At 41.4% G+C, this 20,100-nt stretch carries 24 protein-coding genes and 1 pseudogene; 5 read left to right on the top strand and 20 right to left on the bottom strand.

What is annotated here, in order from left to right; all coding sequences use genetic code 11:
• Positions 1–225: 225 nt before the first annotated feature.
• The 8 genes from CU633_RS21030 to CU633_RS20995 all read right to left on the bottom strand — a co-directional run bounded on the left by CU633_RS21030 (position 226) and on the right by CU633_RS20995 (position 5,997).
• Positions 226–834 (bottom strand): alpha/beta hydrolase, encoded by a 609-nt coding sequence (locus CU633_RS21030; RefSeq protein WP_101662517.1) that lies wholly within the window; start codon positions 832–834, stop codon positions 226–228.
• Between the two features lie 26 nt (positions 835–860).
• Positions 861–1,832 (bottom strand): ring-cleaving dioxygenase, encoded by a 972-nt coding sequence (locus tag CU633_RS21025; protein WP_101662516.1) that lies wholly within the window; start codon positions 1,830–1,832, stop codon positions 861–863.
• A 170-nt stretch (positions 1,833–2,002) separates the two neighbouring features.
• Positions 2,003–2,248, bottom strand: a complete 246-nt coding sequence (locus tag CU633_RS21020) for a hypothetical protein (RefSeq protein ID WP_101662515.1) — start codon at positions 2,246–2,248, stop codon at positions 2,003–2,005.
• A gap of 126 nt (positions 2,249–2,374) precedes the next feature.
• On the bottom strand, positions 2,375–2,791 hold the full coding sequence (locus CU633_RS21015; RefSeq protein ID WP_101662514.1) for a hypothetical protein: 417 nt from the start codon (positions 2,789–2,791) through the stop codon (positions 2,375–2,377).
• 174 nt (positions 2,792–2,965) lie between these two features.
• Entirely contained in the window at positions 2,966–3,904 is a 939-nt protein-coding gene (locus CU633_RS21010; protein WP_219620982.1) for a DMT family transporter, read from the bottom strand.
• Between the two features lie 236 nt (positions 3,905–4,140).
• Positions 4,141–4,293: a hypothetical protein gene (locus tag CU633_RS23035; protein ID WP_180955062.1), complete on the bottom strand. Its 153-nt coding sequence runs from the start codon at positions 4,291–4,293 to the stop codon at positions 4,141–4,143.
• A gap of 111 nt (positions 4,294–4,404) precedes the next feature.
• Positions 4,405–4,887, bottom strand: a complete 483-nt coding sequence (locus CU633_RS21000) for a hypothetical protein (RefSeq protein WP_101662512.1) — start codon at positions 4,885–4,887, stop codon at positions 4,405–4,407.
• A 294-nt stretch (positions 4,888–5,181) separates the two neighbouring features.
• Positions 5,182–5,997 carry a metallophosphoesterase gene (locus CU633_RS20995; protein WP_101662511.1) on the bottom strand — a complete coding sequence of 272 codons (816 nt, stop codon included), beginning with the start codon at positions 5,995–5,997 and terminating at the stop codon, positions 5,182–5,184.
• Between the two features lie 152 nt (positions 5,998–6,149).
• Here CU633_RS20995 and CU633_RS20990 point away from each other — a divergent pair, with 152 nt between their 5' ends.
• Both CU633_RS20990 and CU633_RS20985 read left to right on the top strand, forming a co-directional pair.
• Positions 6,150–7,253 carry an MGDG synthase family glycosyltransferase gene (locus tag CU633_RS20990; protein ID WP_180955061.1) on the top strand — a complete coding sequence of 368 codons (1,104 nt, stop codon included), beginning with the start codon at positions 6,150–6,152 and terminating at the stop codon, positions 7,251–7,253.
• Between the two features lie 158 nt (positions 7,254–7,411).
• Positions 7,412–8,191, top strand: coding sequence for a hypothetical protein (locus CU633_RS20985; RefSeq protein WP_101662509.1), 780 nt, complete (start codon positions 7,412–7,414; stop codon positions 8,189–8,191).
• A gap of 531 nt (positions 8,192–8,722) precedes the next feature.
• Here CU633_RS20985 and CU633_RS23465 read toward each other — a convergent pair.
• From CU633_RS23465 to CU633_RS20955, 6 genes are all read right to left on the bottom strand, one after another.
• Complete coding sequence (locus CU633_RS23465; protein WP_257959200.1) at positions 8,723–9,127, bottom strand: tyrosine-type recombinase/integrase; 405 nt, start codon at positions 9,125–9,127, stop codon at positions 8,723–8,725.
• A gap of 53 nt (positions 9,128–9,180) precedes the next feature.
• Positions 9,181–9,417, bottom strand: a complete 237-nt coding sequence (locus CU633_RS20975; protein ID WP_180955060.1) for a GNAT family N-acetyltransferase — start codon at positions 9,415–9,417, stop codon at positions 9,181–9,183.
• Between the two features lie 7 nt (positions 9,418–9,424).
• Positions 9,425–10,057 carry a response regulator gene (locus CU633_RS20970; protein WP_101662507.1) on the bottom strand — a complete coding sequence of 211 codons (633 nt, stop codon included), beginning with the start codon at positions 10,055–10,057 and terminating at the stop codon, positions 9,425–9,427.
• Positions 10,054–10,542, bottom strand: a complete 489-nt coding sequence (locus CU633_RS20965; protein ID WP_180955059.1) for a sensor histidine kinase — start codon at positions 10,540–10,542, stop codon at positions 10,054–10,056. Before CU633_RS20965 ends, CU633_RS20970 begins: the two co-directional genes overlap by 4 nt.
• A gap of 336 nt (positions 10,543–10,878) precedes the next feature.
• On the bottom strand, positions 10,879–11,100 hold the full coding sequence (locus CU633_RS20960) for a hypothetical protein (RefSeq protein ID WP_142383447.1): 222 nt from the start codon (positions 11,098–11,100) through the stop codon (positions 10,879–10,881).
• 43 nt (positions 11,101–11,143) lie between these two features.
• Positions 11,144–11,737: a TetR/AcrR family transcriptional regulator C-terminal domain-containing protein gene (locus tag CU633_RS20955; protein ID WP_101662504.1), complete on the bottom strand. Its 594-nt coding sequence runs from the start codon at positions 11,735–11,737 to the stop codon at positions 11,144–11,146.
• Positions 11,738–11,832: 95 nt separating this feature from the next.
• Between CU633_RS20955 and CU633_RS20950 the strand changes: the two genes are divergently transcribed.
• Positions 11,833–12,492, top strand: coding sequence for a DUF998 domain-containing protein (locus CU633_RS20950; RefSeq protein WP_101662503.1), 660 nt, complete (start codon positions 11,833–11,835; stop codon positions 12,490–12,492).
• Between the two features lie 114 nt (positions 12,493–12,606).
• Positions 12,607–12,963, top strand: a complete 357-nt coding sequence (locus tag CU633_RS20945; RefSeq protein ID WP_101662502.1) for a MerR family transcriptional regulator — start codon at positions 12,607–12,609, stop codon at positions 12,961–12,963.
• A 43-nt stretch (positions 12,964–13,006) separates the two neighbouring features.
• Here CU633_RS20945 and CU633_RS20940 read toward each other — a convergent pair whose 3' ends face one another.
• The 3 genes from CU633_RS20940 to CU633_RS20930 form a co-directional block, all read right to left on the bottom strand.
• Positions 13,007–13,924 (bottom strand): SDR family oxidoreductase, encoded by a 918-nt coding sequence (locus CU633_RS20940; protein WP_257959197.1) that lies wholly within the window; start codon positions 13,922–13,924, stop codon positions 13,007–13,009.
• A 36-nt stretch (positions 13,925–13,960) separates the two neighbouring features.
• On the bottom strand, positions 13,961–14,128 hold the full coding sequence (locus CU633_RS23720; protein ID WP_374703398.1) for a DoxX family protein: 168 nt from the start codon (positions 14,126–14,128) through the stop codon (positions 13,961–13,963).
• 134 nt (positions 14,129–14,262) lie between these two features.
• The gene (locus tag CU633_RS20930) at positions 14,263–14,835 is read right to left on the bottom strand and encodes a site-specific integrase (RefSeq protein ID WP_101662499.1); all 573 of its coding nucleotides are present in this window, start codon (positions 14,833–14,835) and stop codon (positions 14,263–14,265) included.
• 235 nt (positions 14,836–15,070) lie between these two features.
• Here CU633_RS20930 and CU633_RS20925 point away from each other — a divergent pair.
• Positions 15,071–18,056, top strand: a pseudogene (locus CU633_RS20925) (Tn3 family transposase).
• A 90-nt stretch (positions 18,057–18,146) separates the two neighbouring features.
• On the opposite strand, the gene CU633_RS20920 reads toward CU633_RS20925, so the two are convergent.
• From CU633_RS20920 to CU633_RS20910, 3 genes are all read right to left on the bottom strand, one after another.
• Positions 18,147–18,584, bottom strand: a complete 438-nt coding sequence (locus tag CU633_RS20920) for a hypothetical protein (protein WP_101662498.1) — start codon at positions 18,582–18,584, stop codon at positions 18,147–18,149.
• Positions 18,585–18,659: 75 nt separating this feature from the next.
• Positions 18,660–19,583: a hypothetical protein gene (locus tag CU633_RS20915; RefSeq protein ID WP_101662497.1), complete on the bottom strand. Its 924-nt coding sequence runs from the start codon at positions 19,581–19,583 to the stop codon at positions 18,660–18,662.
• Positions 19,562–19,999 carry a hypothetical protein gene (locus CU633_RS20910; RefSeq protein ID WP_101662496.1) on the bottom strand — a complete coding sequence of 146 codons (438 nt, stop codon included), beginning with the start codon at positions 19,997–19,999 and terminating at the stop codon, positions 19,562–19,564. The genes CU633_RS20915 and CU633_RS20910 overlap by 22 nt, the downstream gene beginning before the upstream one ends.
• Positions 20,000–20,100: the final 101 nt, after the last annotated feature.

Here is a 20,100-nt window from a genome sequence, read left to right as displayed (position 1 = left end):
TCTCCTTGGCTTTTCGAAGGTTCTTGTCTTTTAGGAGTTAAGTATTATTTCTATTATACCAAATTTAGTTTTTTTATGATTTTTAGTAATATTAATCTCTTTTTTTAAAAATGCAGGTGTTTAAAACAGGAATTTTATCTCACTACAAAGATTCACAATGGTTATTGTATACTTGCAGGATAACAAAAACCCTCCAAATATGAGGGTTTTTGTTCGTTCTCGTGTTTATTGATAATTTTCCGCAAACCATTCTTTTGCTTTGTCCACTTCTTCTCTCGTTAGTTCGTGCCCGCCTTCGCCCCAATGTTCTGTCACACTGGCTCCTGCTTGCTTCAGGTTTTCGGCGAGTTCCTTTGTTTCAACTGGCGGGATAAGCGGGTCCCGTTTTCCAGCTCCGATGAAAACGGATATGTTGCTTAAATCCGGCAATTCCTTTCCTCTGAGTGGAACCATGGCGTGGAACAAAATCGCTCCATGTAACGATTCTGCATGATGATACAAAAGACTTGCCGCTATATTTGCGCCATTTGAGTAGCCGATCGCAACGACCCGATTGCGGTCAAACCCGTATTCTGCTGCCTTCTCTGAAATAAATTCATCTAATTCCTTCGTTCTGAAAACAAGGTCTTCCTCATCGAAGACTCCTTCTGCCAACCTTTTGAAAAAACGCGGCATCCCGTTCTCGAGTACATTGCCTCTCACACCGAGGATCGATGCTTGTGGGGCGACAATTTTTGCTAAAGGAAGTAAATCTTCCTCATTTCCGCCGGTTCCATGCAGGAGGAGAAGCGTTGGGGCATGTTTATCTTGTCCTTCAATAAAAATATGCTTCATTTATTAAGCTCCTTTTTTCACCGTAATTATTCTTTTGTATCAAGCGGCTTAAGCCTTGCTTCAATGGCTTCGCGCCGGTCTTCAAAATAAGGAGGCAAGGCCAGTTTTTCTCCAAGGCTTTCAAACGGTTCGTCACCTTCAAAGCCGGGACCATCTGTGGCTAGCTCAAACAAAATTCCATTAGGCTCCCTGAAATAAACTGAACGGAAATAATATCTTTCGACAAAACCTGAATTTGGAATTCGCAGCTGTTTTAATAGCTCTGCCCAACGTCTCAGTTCTTCCTCGTTTTCGACCCTGAAGGCGACATGGTGAACACTGCCGCGGCCCGGCCTTTCAACGGGAAGATCCACTCGTTCCTGAAGATGGATTTCAGCCCCGGTTCCGCCTTCTCCTGTCTCATAGACAAAAACCTTTTGATCACCTTCGTTATATGTAGCCTTTGCTCTGAAGCCCATCACCTCAGTTAAAATTTTTGAGGTTGCTTCAAGCTGGCCAACAGTTAGTAGTACAGGTCCAAGTCCGCGAACGGCGTGTTCGACAGGAACCGGGCTTTTATCCCATGGATGTCCGCCAGCCACACCCTTGTTATGTTCATCAGAGACAAGAATTAAGCGCTGGCCTTCAAAGTCACGAAACGCAAGTGTCGCCCGTCCGGTTGTATAGGATATTTCGTCGTGGTCAACTCCCAGCTCGGCAAAACGGTTTTTCCAGTATGTTAACGATTCGTCGGTTGGAACCCTTAATGAAGTGCCAGAAATGCTGTTTGTACCATGATATGTGTGTCCGGCATTCGGAATTTCAAAAAAGGTTAAATCGGTGCCGGGATTTCCCCGTTCATCGGCATAAAACAAATGATAAACAGAGGTGTCATCCTGGTTGACCGTTTTTTTGACGAGGCGAAGGCCCAATGTTTTTGTATAAAATTCATAGTTACGTTTTGCATTTGCAGTAATTGCCGAGACGTGATGCTGTCCTTTTAATGGTTTTAAATTCATTTAAAATTCACCCTTTATCGCTTTAGTCTTCAGTGCTGTGCCGTAATTGATCCAAATCACTTTTATTTTCGTTTCTTTCATTTTGGATGAAGAGAAAATGAAAAGCAACTAAACGGTTTTGAATAATATAAAATGAGATACAGGCAAATCGAGCCTGTATCTCATTTTATTCAAATCCAGGAAAAACCCCTGCGCGGTCTCTGTTCGTTGTCGTTCTTATCTTCGGAGTTGTTCTTTTTATTTTTGTTTCGGTTGTCAATATGGTGTTCCTCATCGTCATCCCGGCTTTCACTGCGGTCTTCCCACTCATCGTCAAGACGCCAGTGGCGCTCGCCGTCATCGATAATGACTCGGCCAGCCCGAATGATGACTTCATCGGCATCAATGACTGTCCGTTTCCGATTCTTCTTTGACATTGATATCCCTCCCTTTTTCCTTTTATAGTATGTAAAAGTTCAAAATGTGCTAGACGGGCCGCCTATTTTCAAAAAAAATATCGTAATTTTTAAATAAAAGAAAAACCTCCCAGTTTGAGAGGTTATCTATCGCTGTCCTTCAAAGTATTCGACTGCCTCGTCCACAGACATGAAGATTTTTATATCGGTTATTTTTTGCCCGTCGTTTGCGACACCCATAAATCCGTCGGCTACTTGAATGATATCGGCCGTAGACCCCTCGTTGTCTTCAGTCAATTGCACTGTTTCCTTAATGGAAGCTTGCCCTTGTTCTGCCCATGACTGTACTTCTGCCGCATAAGTATCATAATTCATATTGACCGTAATCCGGCTTTCCAACTCATTTAACGTTAGCGGCTCGGCTTCCCCTCTTGTATTTGTTCCGGTAGGAGTTTCGCCTTCTTCCGATTCAACCGGTTTGCTTGGTTCCGGCTTTTCACCCGCTTCTCCACCGCATCCAGTCAGTAAAAAAGCAATACCCGCCAAAATAAAGAATTTATGCATCGATGTCCATCTCCTTCTCAAAAATGTTGGTTATACCAATCTTTACCCTTTTTGAACAGGAACATTCATTTTCCCAATAGTCCCTCTTTTTTCCGGCAAAAAAAAGAGCATTCCAGAAAAGGAATGCGAAAGATTTCTTGCGATTACTGTGTGCGAAACCTGGAGCGAAGCTGATTAAATTGATACTTTATTCGGCTGCTGCTCGCTTGTATGGGTTTCGGGCATTTGACGATTTTGTTCTTTAGCCCTCGACAGCAGGATAACGGTTATGATAATGCAAGCCGCGCCTCCCCATTCCGCCAAACCGAAAGGGGTATTAAGCCAGAGTACGGCCAGAATGGCAGCAGATAAAGGCTCTGCGCAGGCAAGCAAGCTGGTTTCCGATGGCTGCAGATATTTTAGGCTTTCTAAATAGCAAAAAAATGCAATTAAGGTTCCAAAAAGAATCACAAACAGAATCGCCAGAACAGCAGAGAACGATGCTTCGCCGTGCGCTTCCCATGGCGGAGCGACAAAGCTCATCCCGATACCGCCAATTACCATGCCCCAGCCGATGACAGGAATGGTCCCATGTTCCTTCAATAATTTCAACGGTTGAACAGTATAAAAGGCAAGCGCCAGAGCGGAAGCTAAACCCCAAAATAATGCCGTGCCCGATATCGTAAGAGATGATGGTGTTCCTGCAGTCACTAACAGATATGTACCCGCCAACGCCAGCAGGATAGCTGTTGTTTGCCTTATTCCAGGCCATGTTTTCGTCCGCAAAGCCAGATACAACGTAATAAAAACCGGGCCCAGATATTGGAGAAGTGTAGCTGTAGCAGCATTGCTCGTTTCAATGGCCGCAAAATATGTATACTGGACTCCAAGCATTCCGATAAGACCAAAGAGAATGACGCTGAACCAGCTATTTCCATCAGTCCAAACACTGAATAATTTCTTCTTCCCGTGCATTGCCCCTGTGAAAACCAACAAAATCAATCCGGATACGAGCAGCCTTACAACGACAAGCCAATCAGCTTGATAACTTTTTTCTTGAAAAAGAAATTGTGCCACAGTTCCGGAAACTCCCCATAGCGTCGTCCCTGCCAAAACGAGAATGATACCAGTCATCCGCTTGTTAGACTGATCTACCAATCCTTTTCCCCCTTTCAAATCACCAGATTCCCTGACCAGTGCGGTCATTGATACCTGAATGAAACATACATGCCGGTTATCCGGAATTCCATTACAATGAAACTTTTTTGTATTTTCTAAAAAATGATACATGAACTAATTGGAATTGTCACCTGCAAAAAACTGCCGGAGCTGTCCGGCAGTTTTTGCTTTCTTCAATAAACATCGTCCAATCAACTTGGATCTACTTCATCAAGGGAGAGTGTTGTAACATTTGTGTACTCTCCCATTTCAATCTCTCTTTCTGTTGCCTCCGCATCGAGCTCTTCTTCCATATCCAAGCCAGGCGCTATTGAAGCCTTCGTATCCTGCTCCTTTTTTTTCATCGGTAGCCAGCTCCTTTCCAGCTTAGCTTTTCCGATTATGCCCGTCGTATTCCATCCCGGAATTGTAAACATGGAAAAAACCCGAAAAAGTCCGGGTTTTTTATTGTTCGTTTATTGGAAGACTCCTTCAAAAGAAGGCGGTATGGCTTTTGCATCCTCGAATACTTTAGTGATTGTGTCGGTGTATTCCTGTTTAAGTGCATCAGTTTGTTCTGTGTTTGCAGTATCTCCGTTTACTTGTGCCACTTTGTTCGTATAATATTCTGTTAATTTAGCTGCGGCTGCTTCAAGTTCAGATTTTTGGCCGTTTAGTTCTTTTGGAATCTCAATCTCAGCCACGTTTTTCTCAAACTGTGCCAATGCTTCGTTTAAGTCCTGTTCTTCATCTGTAAAAGCTGCTTCCATGCTGCGAATTTCTTTCATAACCTCGTTTTGATATGTCAGCAGTGCAGATTTTACTGCTTTTTGGTTGTCATCTGCTTTATTTTCCTCTTGCTTTGCTTTCTCTCCATTTGAGGCAGCTTTGTCATTTGAACATGCCCCGACTACCAATAATAATAAGGCAATCAGAAATAATCCTAATACTTTTTTCATTTCTCTCTCTCCGTTTCTTTATTCATGGATAATACCTGATCGACGTCCCGAATCTTTTGCGAATTATTATTGTAGAAACGCAAAAAATTGTCGACTGACAATTTATAATTTAACCATTTTTCGCATAAGTTGCAAGGTTTTTATTCGGAAAACGAAATAAAATATTTTCCTGTAATAATATTTTTAATGTTCAGAATAGACTTGAAAAAGACACTTATCAATATTTTGTTTCTTTCCCTCTTTAACCGAAAAAAAACGGCACCATCATGGTACCGTTCTGCAGTAGTTAAAATATTAGCCTATTTCGTGAAAAGTAATCTCCGGGCGGCTGCCGATACGTATATTAACTGCGGTCTGTCCCAATCCTTCGCTAATATAAAATGGTTTCCCATCATGATAATGCAAGCCCTTTACCATATTCATCCGGACAAGCTTGCCCATTTTTACTAAGTGGTACGGCTTCGGCCAATGAATTTGCCCGCCATGAAAATGCCCTGAAAGTAAATAATCATAATGATAATCTTTCATATTAAGAACGATATTCGGGTCATGGGTGATAACGAGATGATAGCCGTCAGGCAGCCCGTGATACGCTTTAGCGATGTCACTGCGCTTTGTACTAAAATCATCAATTCCAATTATGTTTAACTTTTCCCCGTTTAGTTCAATCGTGCAATGCTCATTTTGCATCGTTTTGCACCCATATTGCTCAAGCGTTTCTTTTAATTGGTTAAAATATTTTTCTTTAAGCACATAGTCGTGATTGCCGAAAACGGCGTAAATTCCATAACGGGGGTTAAGGCTTTTTAATACTTCAAGATAGGGGATCAGTTTAGGGATGGTTCTTTTCCGATCCAGGAAGTCCCCTGTTAAAGCAATCAGGTCGACCGGCTGATCTGATATTCTTCGAAACAGCTCTGCAGGAGTTACTGAAATATTCTCAAGATGGAGATCTGACAGATGAAGAATGCGCAGTTGTTTTTTTGATATATGCAGATTTGTACGTGTCACCGTAATTGAATTAACCGCTACTTTGCTTGTGTTTCTATTAGCTTTATAAAATACCAGGACAAGAAAGACCACTATAATCATTAAAAAATAAATTGACATTTTATCTCCTCCCCACTCATTAGTATAGTAGGGATAGGTTGAAAGGCCTAGTGGGAGTTGATGGCAATGGTCGGTTACTGGTGGAAAATATCGATTCATCCGCATAATCGGTTTTGTAATGTAAGAAAATAAACAAAAAAAGGATGTTTTTCGTGAAAAAGGTTTTGCTATTGCCATTTTTGCAAATATCATCAGGCCACCACCAGGTAGCGGATGCAATAGCCGCCTACTTAAAAAAGGCGGACCCGTTTATGCAGTGTAAAACAGTCGATTTATTTCATTACACGTCGAAAAGATTGGAAAAAATGACTTCTGCTCTTTATCTTTGGGCGATTAAAATGCTGCCAGATTTTTATAGCAAAATCTATATTAGGAATGCGTATTTAAATGATAAGCCGGACCAATCATTTTTGTTTTATGAAAAGCTTTTTTTAAAAAGCATGAAAAAATTGCTCTCCGAGGAGAACCCGGATATTGTCATTTGTACGCATTGCCTTCCCTCCTATTTGCTCAATGTTCTTAAAAACAACGGGGAGTTTACTGGTTTTGTAGTAAATTCCTACACAGACTTTTTCATTAATACAGTATGGGGAATTAAAAATATTGATTTACATATCGTACCAAGTGTTACACATAAGCGTTTTCTTGTTGAAAAACAGATTGATGCGGCGAGGGTGATTGTGACCGGGATTCCTGTCCATCCTACATTTATTGGGCAGGTGCCGGACCGTAAACGGCGGGCCACATTTAATATCCTGATTACTGGAGGAAATTTAGGCGTTGGTTCGATTGGCGACCTTTGTGGCAAGCTGATTCCGTCACAAAAGATGAAATATTTTGTCCTTTGCGGAAAAAATAAAACGCTATTTCAGAAACTGAAGAAACTCGCCAGCCCGTCGGTTGTCCCGCTTGAGTACATTGAATCAAGGGAACAAATGAACCGTCTGTACGACGAAATGGATTTGGTGGTTACCAAACCTGGCGGTGTGACGATAAGCGAGTGCCTGGTGAAGAAACTCCCCATTATTCTGCTGCGGGCTTTACCAGGGCAGGAAGAAATTAATGAAGCATTTTTAAGGGAAAACAAACTCGTACTCGAGCTTCCCAGCGGCCTTATGATAAAAAGCATGGAAGAAGAGATTATTGCTTTTCTCGAAAACGATCATCTGCGAAATCAGCATAGAGAGACTGTGACAGCCTTTTTGGAAAAATATGAGGATTTTAACCGCGTTGTCGAGTACTTATACAAGCGCTGATTTGCGAAAAGTAAACAATCATTTCAAATATAATCTCACGTATTGTATCAGCACTAGGCGTTTATACCAATTGAATGTTTAGCTGTCTCATCCACAAGGCTGGTGACATAAGATAAATTAATTTAAAGACTTATCCTTGCTTTGAAAGGAGTGTTTCGATGACCTTATTTGTAAATGGGCAGCTGGAGCCGCGTCTATATAAACACGAAGTGCCGGAAAACGAAACATCCAACCAAACGATTTTTCAAAGGAATGTCCTGGCCGATTTTATTGAGGAACAGCAGTCGATCAATACTTTGATCAATCAGTCTGTCCAGCATGTCAATTCAGCCCTTGAAAGCTCGGGGGCGGAACAAAAACAATATTTCGAAGGAATCTGTACAAGGATCGATGATCAAGAGGCGTTTGCCTTACAAATGCTCGGGCTTCTCCAAAACCAGGAAGCCCTAAATCAAAAAGTTTTACAAAGGCTTGAGCTTTTGGAAAAATTCAATGACCAGGTCTCAAAAAATTTCGAGAGCGATGAAGCAATCAATCAAGCGATTCTCGATCAGCTCTCTTTTCAGGATGATTCGCTGAAAGGACTTGCCCATAAGCTCGATAAAACTACAGAACTATCCGAAGATCTCGCAAAACAGCTGAAAAGCCAGCAGCAAATGGAGCAAGAAATATTAAATAAACTAAATACGGAGGAAATCTATCATCGAACCGTTATGGAGCGGCTCGATGAACAGGATGCTTTAACGCATAAAGTGATGAGGCAGCTTGAATTTTTAAGAGAAAGCTTGTTTGAACAAGTCCAGACTTTAAAAGAAAAACTTGAGAAGCATTTTAAGCTGACCTCCGGTTTTCTTTTTGGTATGGTTTCACGAAAAAAAGGGCCTGATACAGATCAGCAAATAAGCAAATCACAACAAAAAATGCCTTTTGTAAAGTGATTAAACCGGCAAAAGGCACACAACGATAAGTTCCCCCCTCCTTTTGCATAAGATAATTATAGCAAGGAAATACCATTTTATAGAGGTCTAAATATTATTTTTCTCAATTTAGTAGAGAGTATATTGATCTTAAATAATAATGAGCTCTTTCTCAATAGTTCCAACAGTAAGATCAATGAAGAGTAAAAAATTATCATCAATTATGTTCAATTTTCTTTATAATCCTAATAGGGGTCCCGCCAACATTTTAACGAAAATATACGCTAAGCCTTGTTTTGCACCTATCTTAGCGTATTTTCATACGCTAAGATGAAACGAACGTCAATTCAAGAAGTAGAGGATCATAAATCTGTTTAAGGGTCTCGCCAACAAAACGCGAAAAACGTATGCTAAGCGAATAATAACTATAATAAGCCGGAAAAAACCGTACGCTAAGGAATCCGGCTTATTTGCAACGTAATATGCGAACATAACTTTTATGGTGTACCAGCGAAGCTGTTACAAAGTGCCAACCTTCTCATTCATAAATTACTAGAAATAGCGACGATACAATTCTCTGCGCCGCTCACCTCGTAGCTGGGCATATATTTGTGTGGTAGATGCTTTTTCGTGGCCAAGCATCCCCTGGATAAAATCCAAGAGAGCGCCATTATCTAATAACTGGCATGCATAGGTATGCCGGAATCGGTGCGGGTATACATTTACAACAACTTCACCAGGTGCTTCCTCATGTAAAACAGCAATGATTCCAACCATATCTTCATTTAAATGATCCTGATAGGCAAAAAACATGGCGCCTCTCATGTAATAGGAATTAATTTTCTTCCGAAGCCATTGTTCATGATTAGGATTATTTCTGTTCAATTTAACATGTTCGACCTCTGCAAGAAGGTCTAAGTAAGGCTCAATCTCCTCTATGCTTATCTGTCGGATCATGCAGCCGTTTCGTTCTGTGGCAAAATAGTCGTAATCTGAGTTGTCAGACAGTCTTAAGCACGAATATGCTTAAATCCAGTCTTTTCAAGAACCCGCCTTGAAACAATATTAAACGGCTTGACGATCGCAACAATTTCTTTCAATGAGGTAATGTTAAAAATGTAGGTGACCATACCTTTAACTGCTTCTGTTGTATACCCCAAATTACGATAATCCTTTGATATGGCATAAGCAACTTCTCTTTTCGATGGGTCCAACTTATCGTTATACTTTACCATGACTGCAGTCATATTATTTTTACACCACATGATGTCGGATCGCATAAATGGCCAGCTGCGTCCTATCGCGCAGCTCCAGCTTGTCCATAATCTGGCTGATATGATTTTTCACCGTCCCGATCGATAAACCAAGCTGCTCCGAGATTTCCTTGTTGCTTCTCCCTTCGCCCACCAGTCGTAGGATAACCAGTTCACGAGGCGTGATCGACGAATCCACGGCCGCCTCGTTGTTCTCGTGAAGCAATCGCGGGATCACTTTAGCAGCAACATCATCCTGCAGCGATAGACCGCTGGACAGGCAACTGCGAATCGAGCGGATCAGCGCCTCCGGCTCCGCATCCTTTAGCATATAGCCATGAGCCCCGCTCCTCAGCGCTTCAAGCGCATAATCGTCGTCGTTAAACGTCGTCAGCATCAGCACCTTACAGCGCGGCCAACGAGTGCGAATGATTCTTAAAGCTTCCAATCCGTTCATCTCGGGCATGCGGATATCCAGCACGACGACATCGAACGCTTGCTTTTCGCACAAGGAGATGGCTTCCTTGCCATGACCCGCCTCGCCGGTTACGCTCATCTCTGGATCGGTCTCAATCATCATCTTCAACCCATAGCGCACCATCGCCTGATCCTCGCCCAGCAAAATTCGGATCATGCTTCATCCCTCGCTTTATTTGAAAATGATAAGGTGCCACGTACGATAAAAAGCTGGTTATATGCCGTTATTTCAAGCTGTCCGCCGGCCTGGCCCATTCGTTCGCGCATCGATTTCAATCCGAATCCCTTCGCAAACGGCTTGTTGTCCTTCCGCTCATTCACGACTTCGAACCGAAATATACTGCCGCCTCCGGGCGCTTCGAACATTATCCGCGCTTCTCTTCCCTGACCGTGCCGCATGGCATTCGTCAGCGCCTCCTGCACAACACGGTATACCACGATCGACTGCACGCTGCCAAGCGGTGCAGACAAGGCCCCGTCCTTGATCGTGAATTGAATCCGCATAAAACTCTCCGTCTCCAGTCTGCGGAGCATGCCCATAATAGCCGGCAAGCCGCCGGATTCGTGCTGCTTCAGAACTTCAAGCTGCATCAGCAGTGCGGTGAGCTTATGACCGACTGAATCATGGATATCCCGTGCCACCTGGCTGCGTTCCTCTTGGCGAGTATTCTCCTCGTTCGTGAGGAGCCTACGCTTCAGCGCCCTGTGTTCGCTAAGAAGCGATTCATATCGGACCATAGCCGATTCCCGCTCCTTGAACAGCGTACTCAGCAAGATCATGCCCGCTAAGAACACAAACGCATACAAGCCCAGGAAGACGAGCGGCAGGTTCGGAAAGCCGAGCCATCCGGGAGCTGACGCCGCAGCCATGGCCAAGAAAACCACGATCACCGCCAGCTTCGTTGGCAGTCGGTATGCGGCTTTCCCAGATAGCAAGGAGAACACAAGGAGCGGATACGGATTTGCCGCCTGATCAGCCTACGGCCACGTCGCAGCGCTTGCGAACAGCACTGCCAAGCATAGGACAAAAGTCAAAGCACGCGGCTTTCGCCGGAACAGCGGTGATACGAAGAACGCCGTGAGCATCAGTGCGCAGAACAGCATGCGCAAGGCCAGTTCGTTGGCCTCTAGAGAAATGTGCACGACTGACATCAGCAGTGCTGCGGCCAAAAAGAAGAACCATATCCAGAACGAGCGCATTCGTCATCCTCCGATCACAAAGAAATCCGACTAAAATGAATGCTTATTCACGAATATCTCGCTCCATCAACTTATTTCGAAACCCGTTGACGAGCACATCAATTCCAAAGTAAAACTCTCGCTCCAAGTCCGGCACATCCACATCACTTTCCATTTTAGTAAGCCTGTATTCATCTAATATAAACGAACAAATATAGTTATTGAGCATCCAGCTCGCAGAAAAAATATCTTCCTTTTTAAACCCGGCCAATTCAAACAAACGATTTATTTTATCGATTAATTGCATCCGATATGGAGTGGTTGGCGGCGTTTCCACGAGAACATGAACGGAATTATGTATTTGCAAATAGGTGTCGCGGCATCTCTTGCTAAACTCAAGCAGTTGCTCCTCCCAAGGGAGTTGTTCATCGGGGAATTGAATTCTTTTGCATATTTCCTCCGCCACCAGTGACAACAATTCGTTCTTATCTTGTATATGCCAATAAAGGGATGCCCCTTTAACATCTAATTTTTGTGCCAATCTCCTCATTGTTAACTTGTCGATTCCTTCTTCTTGAATGAGATCGAGCGCGGTATGCACAATGAGGGATTGATCGAGTCTGTTCATTTTATTATCGGATGGATTCTTCTTTTTCAAAATCACTGCCCCCTTCTCTTGACAATTATACCATGTGCAGTATAGACTAACAATGTTAGATTAAATTAACTGCGTTAGATACGAGGAGGTTTACTATGAAAGCAGTCAAATTCTTACCGTTATTCGCCGTTGTCAGCCCGATCATATTCACTCTAACATGGTTCATTCTTGGTTTTATTAGTAAAGGATATACGATTTATGGCGTCAGAATCGAGCCATATTCGGCCATCACACAACCAATAAGCGGTTTGGGGATGGGTTCTACTGCAATCATAATGAATTCATCATTTATCTTAAGCGGAATACTGCTCTTCGCCGGAATCATCGGGATCTTCTTAAATATACGTGAGAAGGGTCGAGTATCCATACGTCGCGCCAGCATTGCCCTGTTGATACTTTCACCGATCGGACTTATCGTTTGTGGAATGTTCGACCTTGAATCCACTCTTCTGCACTCTGTCGGCTTCCTTCTGAGCACAGGTACGACGATTGTGAGTTTCCTTATTGCCGGCTTGTACTTTCGCGGCATTCCCCGATTGCGGAAACTTGGAAGCGGATTGATCGTAGGAAGTCCGCTAACGCTTATACTCGTCATTCTGTTCTTCATAAATTTCGATCCTGTTGGTGCAGGAGAAGGACATGGTATCGCCGGCATCGTCAGCCGTCTGTTGGCTGTCGAAGTGCTCTTCTGGTTCGCGGCCATGGGCTTATTGACCTTCAATTACACATCGACCGAAACAAGGCGTTCGAGTTAAAATCCACAAAAGATAGCTTATTGCTGCCAGCGATGCTATCTCACATCTCCTTCTCCTTTTTTTCCATCTGATGTATAATTTTTGTGTACGATGATTTAGGGGGGGACGATCCGGGTGAAGATCAGTGAATTATCGCGGCTGACTAATGTTAGCAGCAGATCAATTCGGCACTATGAGGAGAAGGGGCTGCTTCAGGCTTACCGTCTGGATAACAATTACCGGGAATTTGATGAATCCGCCGTCTCTCGAATCCAAGCGATCCAGCTATATCTGAAACTCGGTCTAACTACAGATGAGATCGAGGCATTGTTCAGAGGAGAGGTGGCTGTGCCGGATAAATACGAGTATTGTGTAGAAATGCTCTCGATGTATAAAGAGAAGCTGAATACCGTAAAGCAGCAGATCGAAGCGTTGCAAGAGCTGAAGAGACTGCTCGAAAGGCAAATTGCCGTAACCATCGCCAAAAGATAAAAGCGTATCCCTTGGCAACAATGCCGTGCGATACGCTTTTTATTTACATCGCCTCGATTCCTTGTCCCAGTCCTCCGTCGACCGTTAGCCTGGCTCCTGTCGTAAACGTGGCGTCAAACGCTAGGAACAGCACCGCTTTGGCCACTTCCTCCGGCGTACCGTGTCGCTTCATGGGCGTGATCCGATCTCCCAGCTCCATGAAGGCGGCCCGATCAGCTTCCGAAAAGCCCGTAACACCCAGCGTCGGCGTATTGATGAAACCCGGACTGACAACATTCACCCGGATGCCTCTTGGCAACAACTCGGCGGCAAAACCGGATGCCAGAGAGCGCAGTGCCGCCTTGGAGGCTCCATACACGCTCATCCCGGGGGATCCGCCTTCGTCAGCGATGGAGGAGGTGAACACGATCGACCCTCTTTCCTTGATAAGCGGCGCCAAGCGCTGCACGGTGAAGAACGCCCCCTTAGTATTGACGGCAAAGATTCGGTCATAGGTATCTTCCGTCACTTCCTGATAGGGCTCCAGCAACGCAATTCCCGCATTCACGTGCAGAAAATCAATCGTCCCCAGTTCGTTCTCCACTTCATTGTGCAATAATTGAATGTCCGCCATAGATGTAATATCGGAACTTATTACCCGTGCGCGCTCGCCAAACTCATGCGCGGCCTCCTTCGCCTTGCGGGGATTGCTGCCCGTAACCATAACTTGTGCTCCGCCAGCAACCAACGCCTTCGCTGTCGCAAACCCTATTCCATGAGTTCCTCCGACGATAACTCCTTTGATTCCATAATATGGACTCATCGTTTTACCTCCTGTTTCGTATAAGGTGACAAAACCATCATAAACGTTCACACTAATGTGAATGTCAACAGGGTCGATCCCTGTCGCCATTTCTTTATCGTTAAAAAAAAAAGCAGCCGCTAACGCTGAGCTTACGGCATTAAACGGCATCGCTCCCATGAAAAAAGTCTTTTTAGTATTTCAGCATAAGATCCCTCAAATATTAATGATGATTAGAATGATGATTATCGCTAAAAACACTAAGGGCGGCATCGATTTGCCCATCGAATCTTTGACCCTGATATGCGCGAGGAACGCCAGTAGCATCGTAATTCCAAGCCAGAAGCAGGCCCATACGATCGCCCCCGCATACCAGTAGCCGATGATGAGTCCTTACGGCTCCGACTAATTGGGATCACAGTATCATTTCGGGTAAAACGTACGCTAAGACACATTTTAGACAGAAAATAACCGGTATCCTGTACGCTAGGGATAACCGGTTTTATTTTTTGGCTAAATCATAGATTTAAGTTGATAATCACATCGTCCATATCATCTTGAGTAATCCCAATGTATCGCAACGTTACCGATGGAGAGGAATGATTGAAAATAGATTGAAGTAAGGTGATATCAACTCCTGACTTATAGGCGTGGTATCCAAACGTTTTGCGTAATGTATGGGTTCCAATCTTTTCTTGAATACCAATAGCATGGGCTGCGTCATTGATAATCTGATAAGCACGCTGTCTTGTGATTGATCGGTATCCTTGACGGGACTTAAACAGGTATGATTCCAAGTTTTCATTTTTGCCGGCTTCTTGGAAATACAGGTTAATTGCTTTTTGAACGTTTTTACTGAATGGGAATCTTCTCCCCTTTTTTGTTTTGCTCTCTCTCAGTTCATAGAAAGGCCGAGGTTTACCACGCTCGTTTACCACATCACCTATTTGTAGTTGGAGGATGTCTGAAATACGAAGCCCGCAATTGATTCCCAAAACGAAGAGTAAGTGATTTCGTGCAGACTGGGCCAACAAGATATTTTTAATAGCCTGAATCTGTTTTAGATCTCGAATTGGTTGAACAAATTCCATTATCAAGAATCCTTTCAATAGTTTTATGTTTTACTTATTATATATTATCATACTATATGTAAAACTAAAATCGAAAAAATCATTTTTGGTACACTTCTTACCTACCACTAAGCCTGTTATATTAATGGTTTTCAGTATTTTTTTGAGTTTAACAAAAGTGAATTGTGTTAAACTCAAAATAGTGATAATTTACAAAAAAATCACTCTCAAATTACATTAATATGGAGGAAGACCATTGTCTACACATGAGTTACTTTCACCAGTTCAACGTTCACAGTTTACTGAAGTACCAAAAGAGATGAGTGATCGGGATCTTGCGCGTTATTATACGTTCTCCCCAGAAGATATTGAGATAATAAATAAGCGGCGTGGGGTAACCAATCGTTTAGGTTTTGCGGTCCAATTAGGATATTTCCGTTTCCCTGGTCGTCCTTTTGCTCCACGAGAAGTAATTCCCTTACCTATTCTAGTGTATATCGGTCGGCAGTTAGGAATCTTACCAGGGGTTATGGAAGAGTATTCACGAGGTCGGGAAGCCACTAGACGGGAGCATTTAGTGGAAATTCGACGTGTATTTGGATACCGAACCTTTACTCTAAGGGAGTATCGGGAACTTAGCCGTTGGCTCTTGCCAATCGCAATGGGAACCGATAAAGGAACGTTTCTTGTAGAAGCACTTATTCAAGAAATGCGAAACCGAAAAATCCTTATTCCTGGAATAACTACAGTTGAGCGTCTAGGTTGGTCTGTGCGGCGTCGAGCAAAAAATTTAATTTACAAACAATTGACTAAAGGATTAACGACAGAACAATGTAGCAAGTTGGATAAGTTGTTGACTCTTCGAAACGGAACTAAGCAGACTTTCCTTGCCTGGTTACGGAAACCACCTGGAAGGGTTTCAAGCAAAGCTTTCCATGAACTTATGGATCGACATGATTTTATTCAACAGCTTCAATTACCATTAGACAATGGAAGAGACGTCCATCAAAATCGCTTACTACAAATGGCTAGAGAAGGGGCACGTTACTCCAATCAACATTTAGCACGTTTCAAACCATTGAAGCGACATGCAACTTTAATGGCTTTTTTGATACACATCTACGCTTTCCTTATTGATCAAGGGTTAGATATGCATGACAAATTGATAGGAAAAATGTTTAATCGCGGAGAGCATAAGCACAAATAGGGATTTCATAAAGATGGGAAAGCCATTAATCAAAAGGTTCGTCTATATGCACAAGTAGGAAAAGCATTAATTGAAGCTAAAGAAGCAGAACAAGATCCGTATGAAACCTTACAATCGATCATTTCTTGGGAACAATTTGTGCAATCTGTTGAGGAAGCAGAAAGCTTGGCTCGTCCTGTTGAATTTGATTACCTTAGAGCTATTAGATGATCACTATACCAACATGCGTAAATTTGTTCCTAGAATGCTAAAAACCTATGTATTTAAAGCATCCCATCCGAGTGAATCTCTTCTGCAAGCTCTTAACTTATTGAAAGAATTAAATAAGTCGAAAAAAAGAAAGATTCCAGAGGATTCACCAACCGATTTTGTAAAACCCAAATGGGAGAAATACGTGTTTAAAGAAGATGGAATTGATCGACATTACTATGAAATCTGTACTATGGCAGAACTTCGCAATCACCTTCGCTCTGGAGATATGTGGGTCGTTGGAAGTCGGCAATATAAAGACTTTGAAGAATATTTATTAACTCCTGAAGCATGGAATGAAATCAAACAATCAAACCAAGTTCCGTTAAATACTCCAACGGAGATGGATCAATATCTACAAGAACGACAAGAAACATTAGAAGAAGAATTAACCAAAGTCATCCAGTTGATTCGAAAGAAGGAACTACCTGATGTAACCATTGAGAACCAACAAATCAAAATCACTCCTTTGAATAAAGCTGTACCAGAAGAAGCCGAAGCGCTGATTCGTCGGGTTTACGATTTATTACCTCGAATTAAGCTCACGGATTTATTAGTCGAAGTTGATGGATGGACTCATTTCACAAGACATTTCACTCATCTTCATACAAATTCTGAACCGAAAGATAAATCAATTTTATTTGCTGCGATTTTAGCGGATGGTATCAATTTAGGATTAGTCAAGATGGCCGATGCTTGCCCTGGGATTTCATATGAACAACTTGCTTGGGTATCCGATTGGTATATACGAGATGAAACCTACTCCAAAGCACATGCCGAAATCTTCGATTTTCATCATTCCCACCCGTTTTCTACTTATTTTGGGGATGGAACAACTTCTTCTTCCGATGGTCAAGATTTTCGAGCTGGCAGTCAGGCTAGATCATCCGCACAAATTAATCCGAAATATGGTTCAGATCCAAGGGTGAAATTTTATTCTCATGCATCGGATCAATATAGTCCCTTTTATGTGAAAGTGATCAGTTCTGCTGAGAAAGAAGCCCCACACATTATTGATGGCTTACTAAATCATGAAACGGAGTTGAAAATTGAAGAGCATTACACGGATACGGCAGGCTTTGTCGATCATATCTTTGCAATGTGTCATCTATTAGGGTTTCGATTTGCCCCCAGAATTAAAAGCTTTGGCACAAACAAAATCTACACTTTTCGAAAGCCAAGTCATTATCCGGAACTTTCTTTTCTAATTAGTAAAACCATTAACCAAAAGACCATCAAAGAAAATTGGGACCATATCTTACATTTAAATAGTTCCGTAGATCGTGGTACAGTGCCAGCATCATTGATTCTAAAAAAGCTTAGCTCCTATCCTCGTCAAAATGGGTTGTCTGTTGCCTTACGTGAAGTTGGACGAATTGAGCATAGCTTGCACATATTAAAGTGGTTACAAGATCCTGAATTTCGTAAACGAGTAACAATTGGCTTAAACAAAGGAGAAGCTACACATGCTTTAAAAAGAGCTGTGTTCTTTAACAGACTGGGTGAGGTGCGGGACCGATTTTATGAGGATCAGATGTATCGAGCGAGTGGACTACAACTGATTGTCACTGCGATAATTCTATGGAACACGGTTTATATCTCTCGTGCGGTAGAAGCTTTACGAGCGCAAGGAATTGATATTCCAGAAGAGCATTTAAAACACCTTTCCCCGTTGGGATGGGAGCATATTGCTCTAACTGGTGATTATGTGTGGAATTTAAAACAGCGTGTTGATTTCAATAATCTCCGTCCACTACGGGAAAAGATTGTACTAATGAAAAATTAGTCAAGAAAACAAAAAAACCTAAAAACAAACCGGTAATCCCTTAGCATAAAGGATACCGGTTATTTTGTGTATAACTTCGGTTCGATTAATTCAACTTTGACCAGGTGAATAGAGTCTATCTCCATTTCCGACAGCTAAATTATCTCCTGTTTCGGCATCTATTATTATAAACTTATAAAGCATCCTATTGTTGTTGTCAATTAATTTTGTGGTGTAATAAAGGTAAACTTGTCGTTCTGGGCTGACATTAGGATTAGAGTTGTCGTAATCGGTTAATATTTGATATCTCTTAGCTTCTTTTTGAAGCGACTTAGCAATATCTTTATAAAGCAGTAACCCCTTATAATTTAAATTTGAACTATGATATTCTGTATATTTCTCTTTATCAACTTTCGGAAAGTATTTTTCTGCACTAATAAAATTTTTATTTTTATTTCCGCCGTATAAATATGTAGTACTAGCTGCAACATATTGCACCTGATTCATTGAAAAAACTAAAAGTAATATAATTATTATTATTTTCCTCAAAATATTCACATCCTTTTTTTAAAATTTATATTCTCCCTTAATTTTAATTCTATACAATTAAAAGCCTGATAAAAATCAGGCTTCTGATAATATTGTTATTTTATTGGTGGATTGAATCCCTTCACTCGGGTGATCTGGAGTTGAATCCATGTTTTCAACAATTAAGAATATAATATTGTTAGTCTTTAATGTTTTATCCATTGGAATATTTATATCAATAGACACCTGGCCAACATTTTTCACGAGAATGTTTTGTTGTTCCACTTTAATCTGTTTGTTATTACTTAAGCCTAAAATTGTGTAGGACTTATTTGGAGAGTCATTCCAAAAATGTAAAGTGGCTCTTTTTTCATTCTTTTCTTCATTAATTAATGTTATAGCATTATCAGGAGTGTTAATTGAATCAGCAGGTGTTATATAAGTTATTTTTGCAGCTTCATCTTGCGATTTATTATCAATAGAAATTAACTCTTTTTTGTTCTTCTGAACTATATTTTCTTCCCCGGCTATTACAATAAATCTTTTGCTGAAATTTACATAGTCAATAAACTCCTTTTTAGTTAAAGCTATGTCAGGCTTAAGAACTAACAGCGCAATTAATTCATGCCTTCCTTTTTGAATATTGTTAATTGAAAAAGTATAATTTTTACCTTCTCCTTTATCTAAAGAAATATCAATATAATTAACTTTTTTCTTATTTTGTTCTATACTAGTGATTTTATTGTCAAGAAAAATAAATAGTCTAAAGTTAGACTTTTCAGAGAAATGATTTATCACTTCTACACTTGCCGTATAATCATGTTCTTCATCTATCTTGTGAACCATTGGAGTTTGGGTAAGGTTAGGTAAGTTGTAATTAAATTCGAACCCACCCATTTTTTCATTGTCTGAAGACTCGTTATTGTCAACAATTAAATTGTCACAAGCTGTAATATTAAAAAGACATATACATATTATTATAGAGAAAAGTTTAAAATTTAGAATTTTCTGCTTGCCCATTCTGATACCCAGAATTTTGAATGGCCGTGATTATAACCACTTATCACTTCATGAGTTGATCTTAAACCATAATCCCCACTTCTAAATACCCTGTCACCATAAAACATTTGAATTGCAGCTCGATCTGTTTTGTAATACTCTCTGGAATCTGAATCCACAGGTCCACCATTTCTGGTTAAAGTTCCAGTTACCTTCACCATGTATGCGGGATATATAGTTGTTCTGTCACAGACTGTAACGGACTCCCCATAGACATCTCCATATGTAGTGGATTTTCTAATGTTTGATGTACCATAGCAAGTGTAATAAGGTAAAGTAATTTTTTCTCCGTTAGAAACAGCAAATCCTTTCCCACCTGGTAATAAAAACACTAAAAACGTTGCTACCATGAACAGCTTTAAAAAATTCACCTTCAAAAATAACCCCTCCATTTCCTTTTTATAATAAATTCAACATCACTAGCGTTGCATAAATGTAGTTAGAATATTCAGTTAATACATTTCCATGATTTTGAGCC

It is taken from the genome of Bacillus sp. V3-13, assembly GCF_002860165.1.
Taxonomy (GTDB): Bacteria; Bacillota; Bacilli; order Bacillales; family Cytobacillaceae; genus Bacillus_BJ.
The sequence above is the reverse complement of the archived record's forward strand: the minus strand, read 5'-3'. Positions and strand labels throughout refer to the sequence as shown.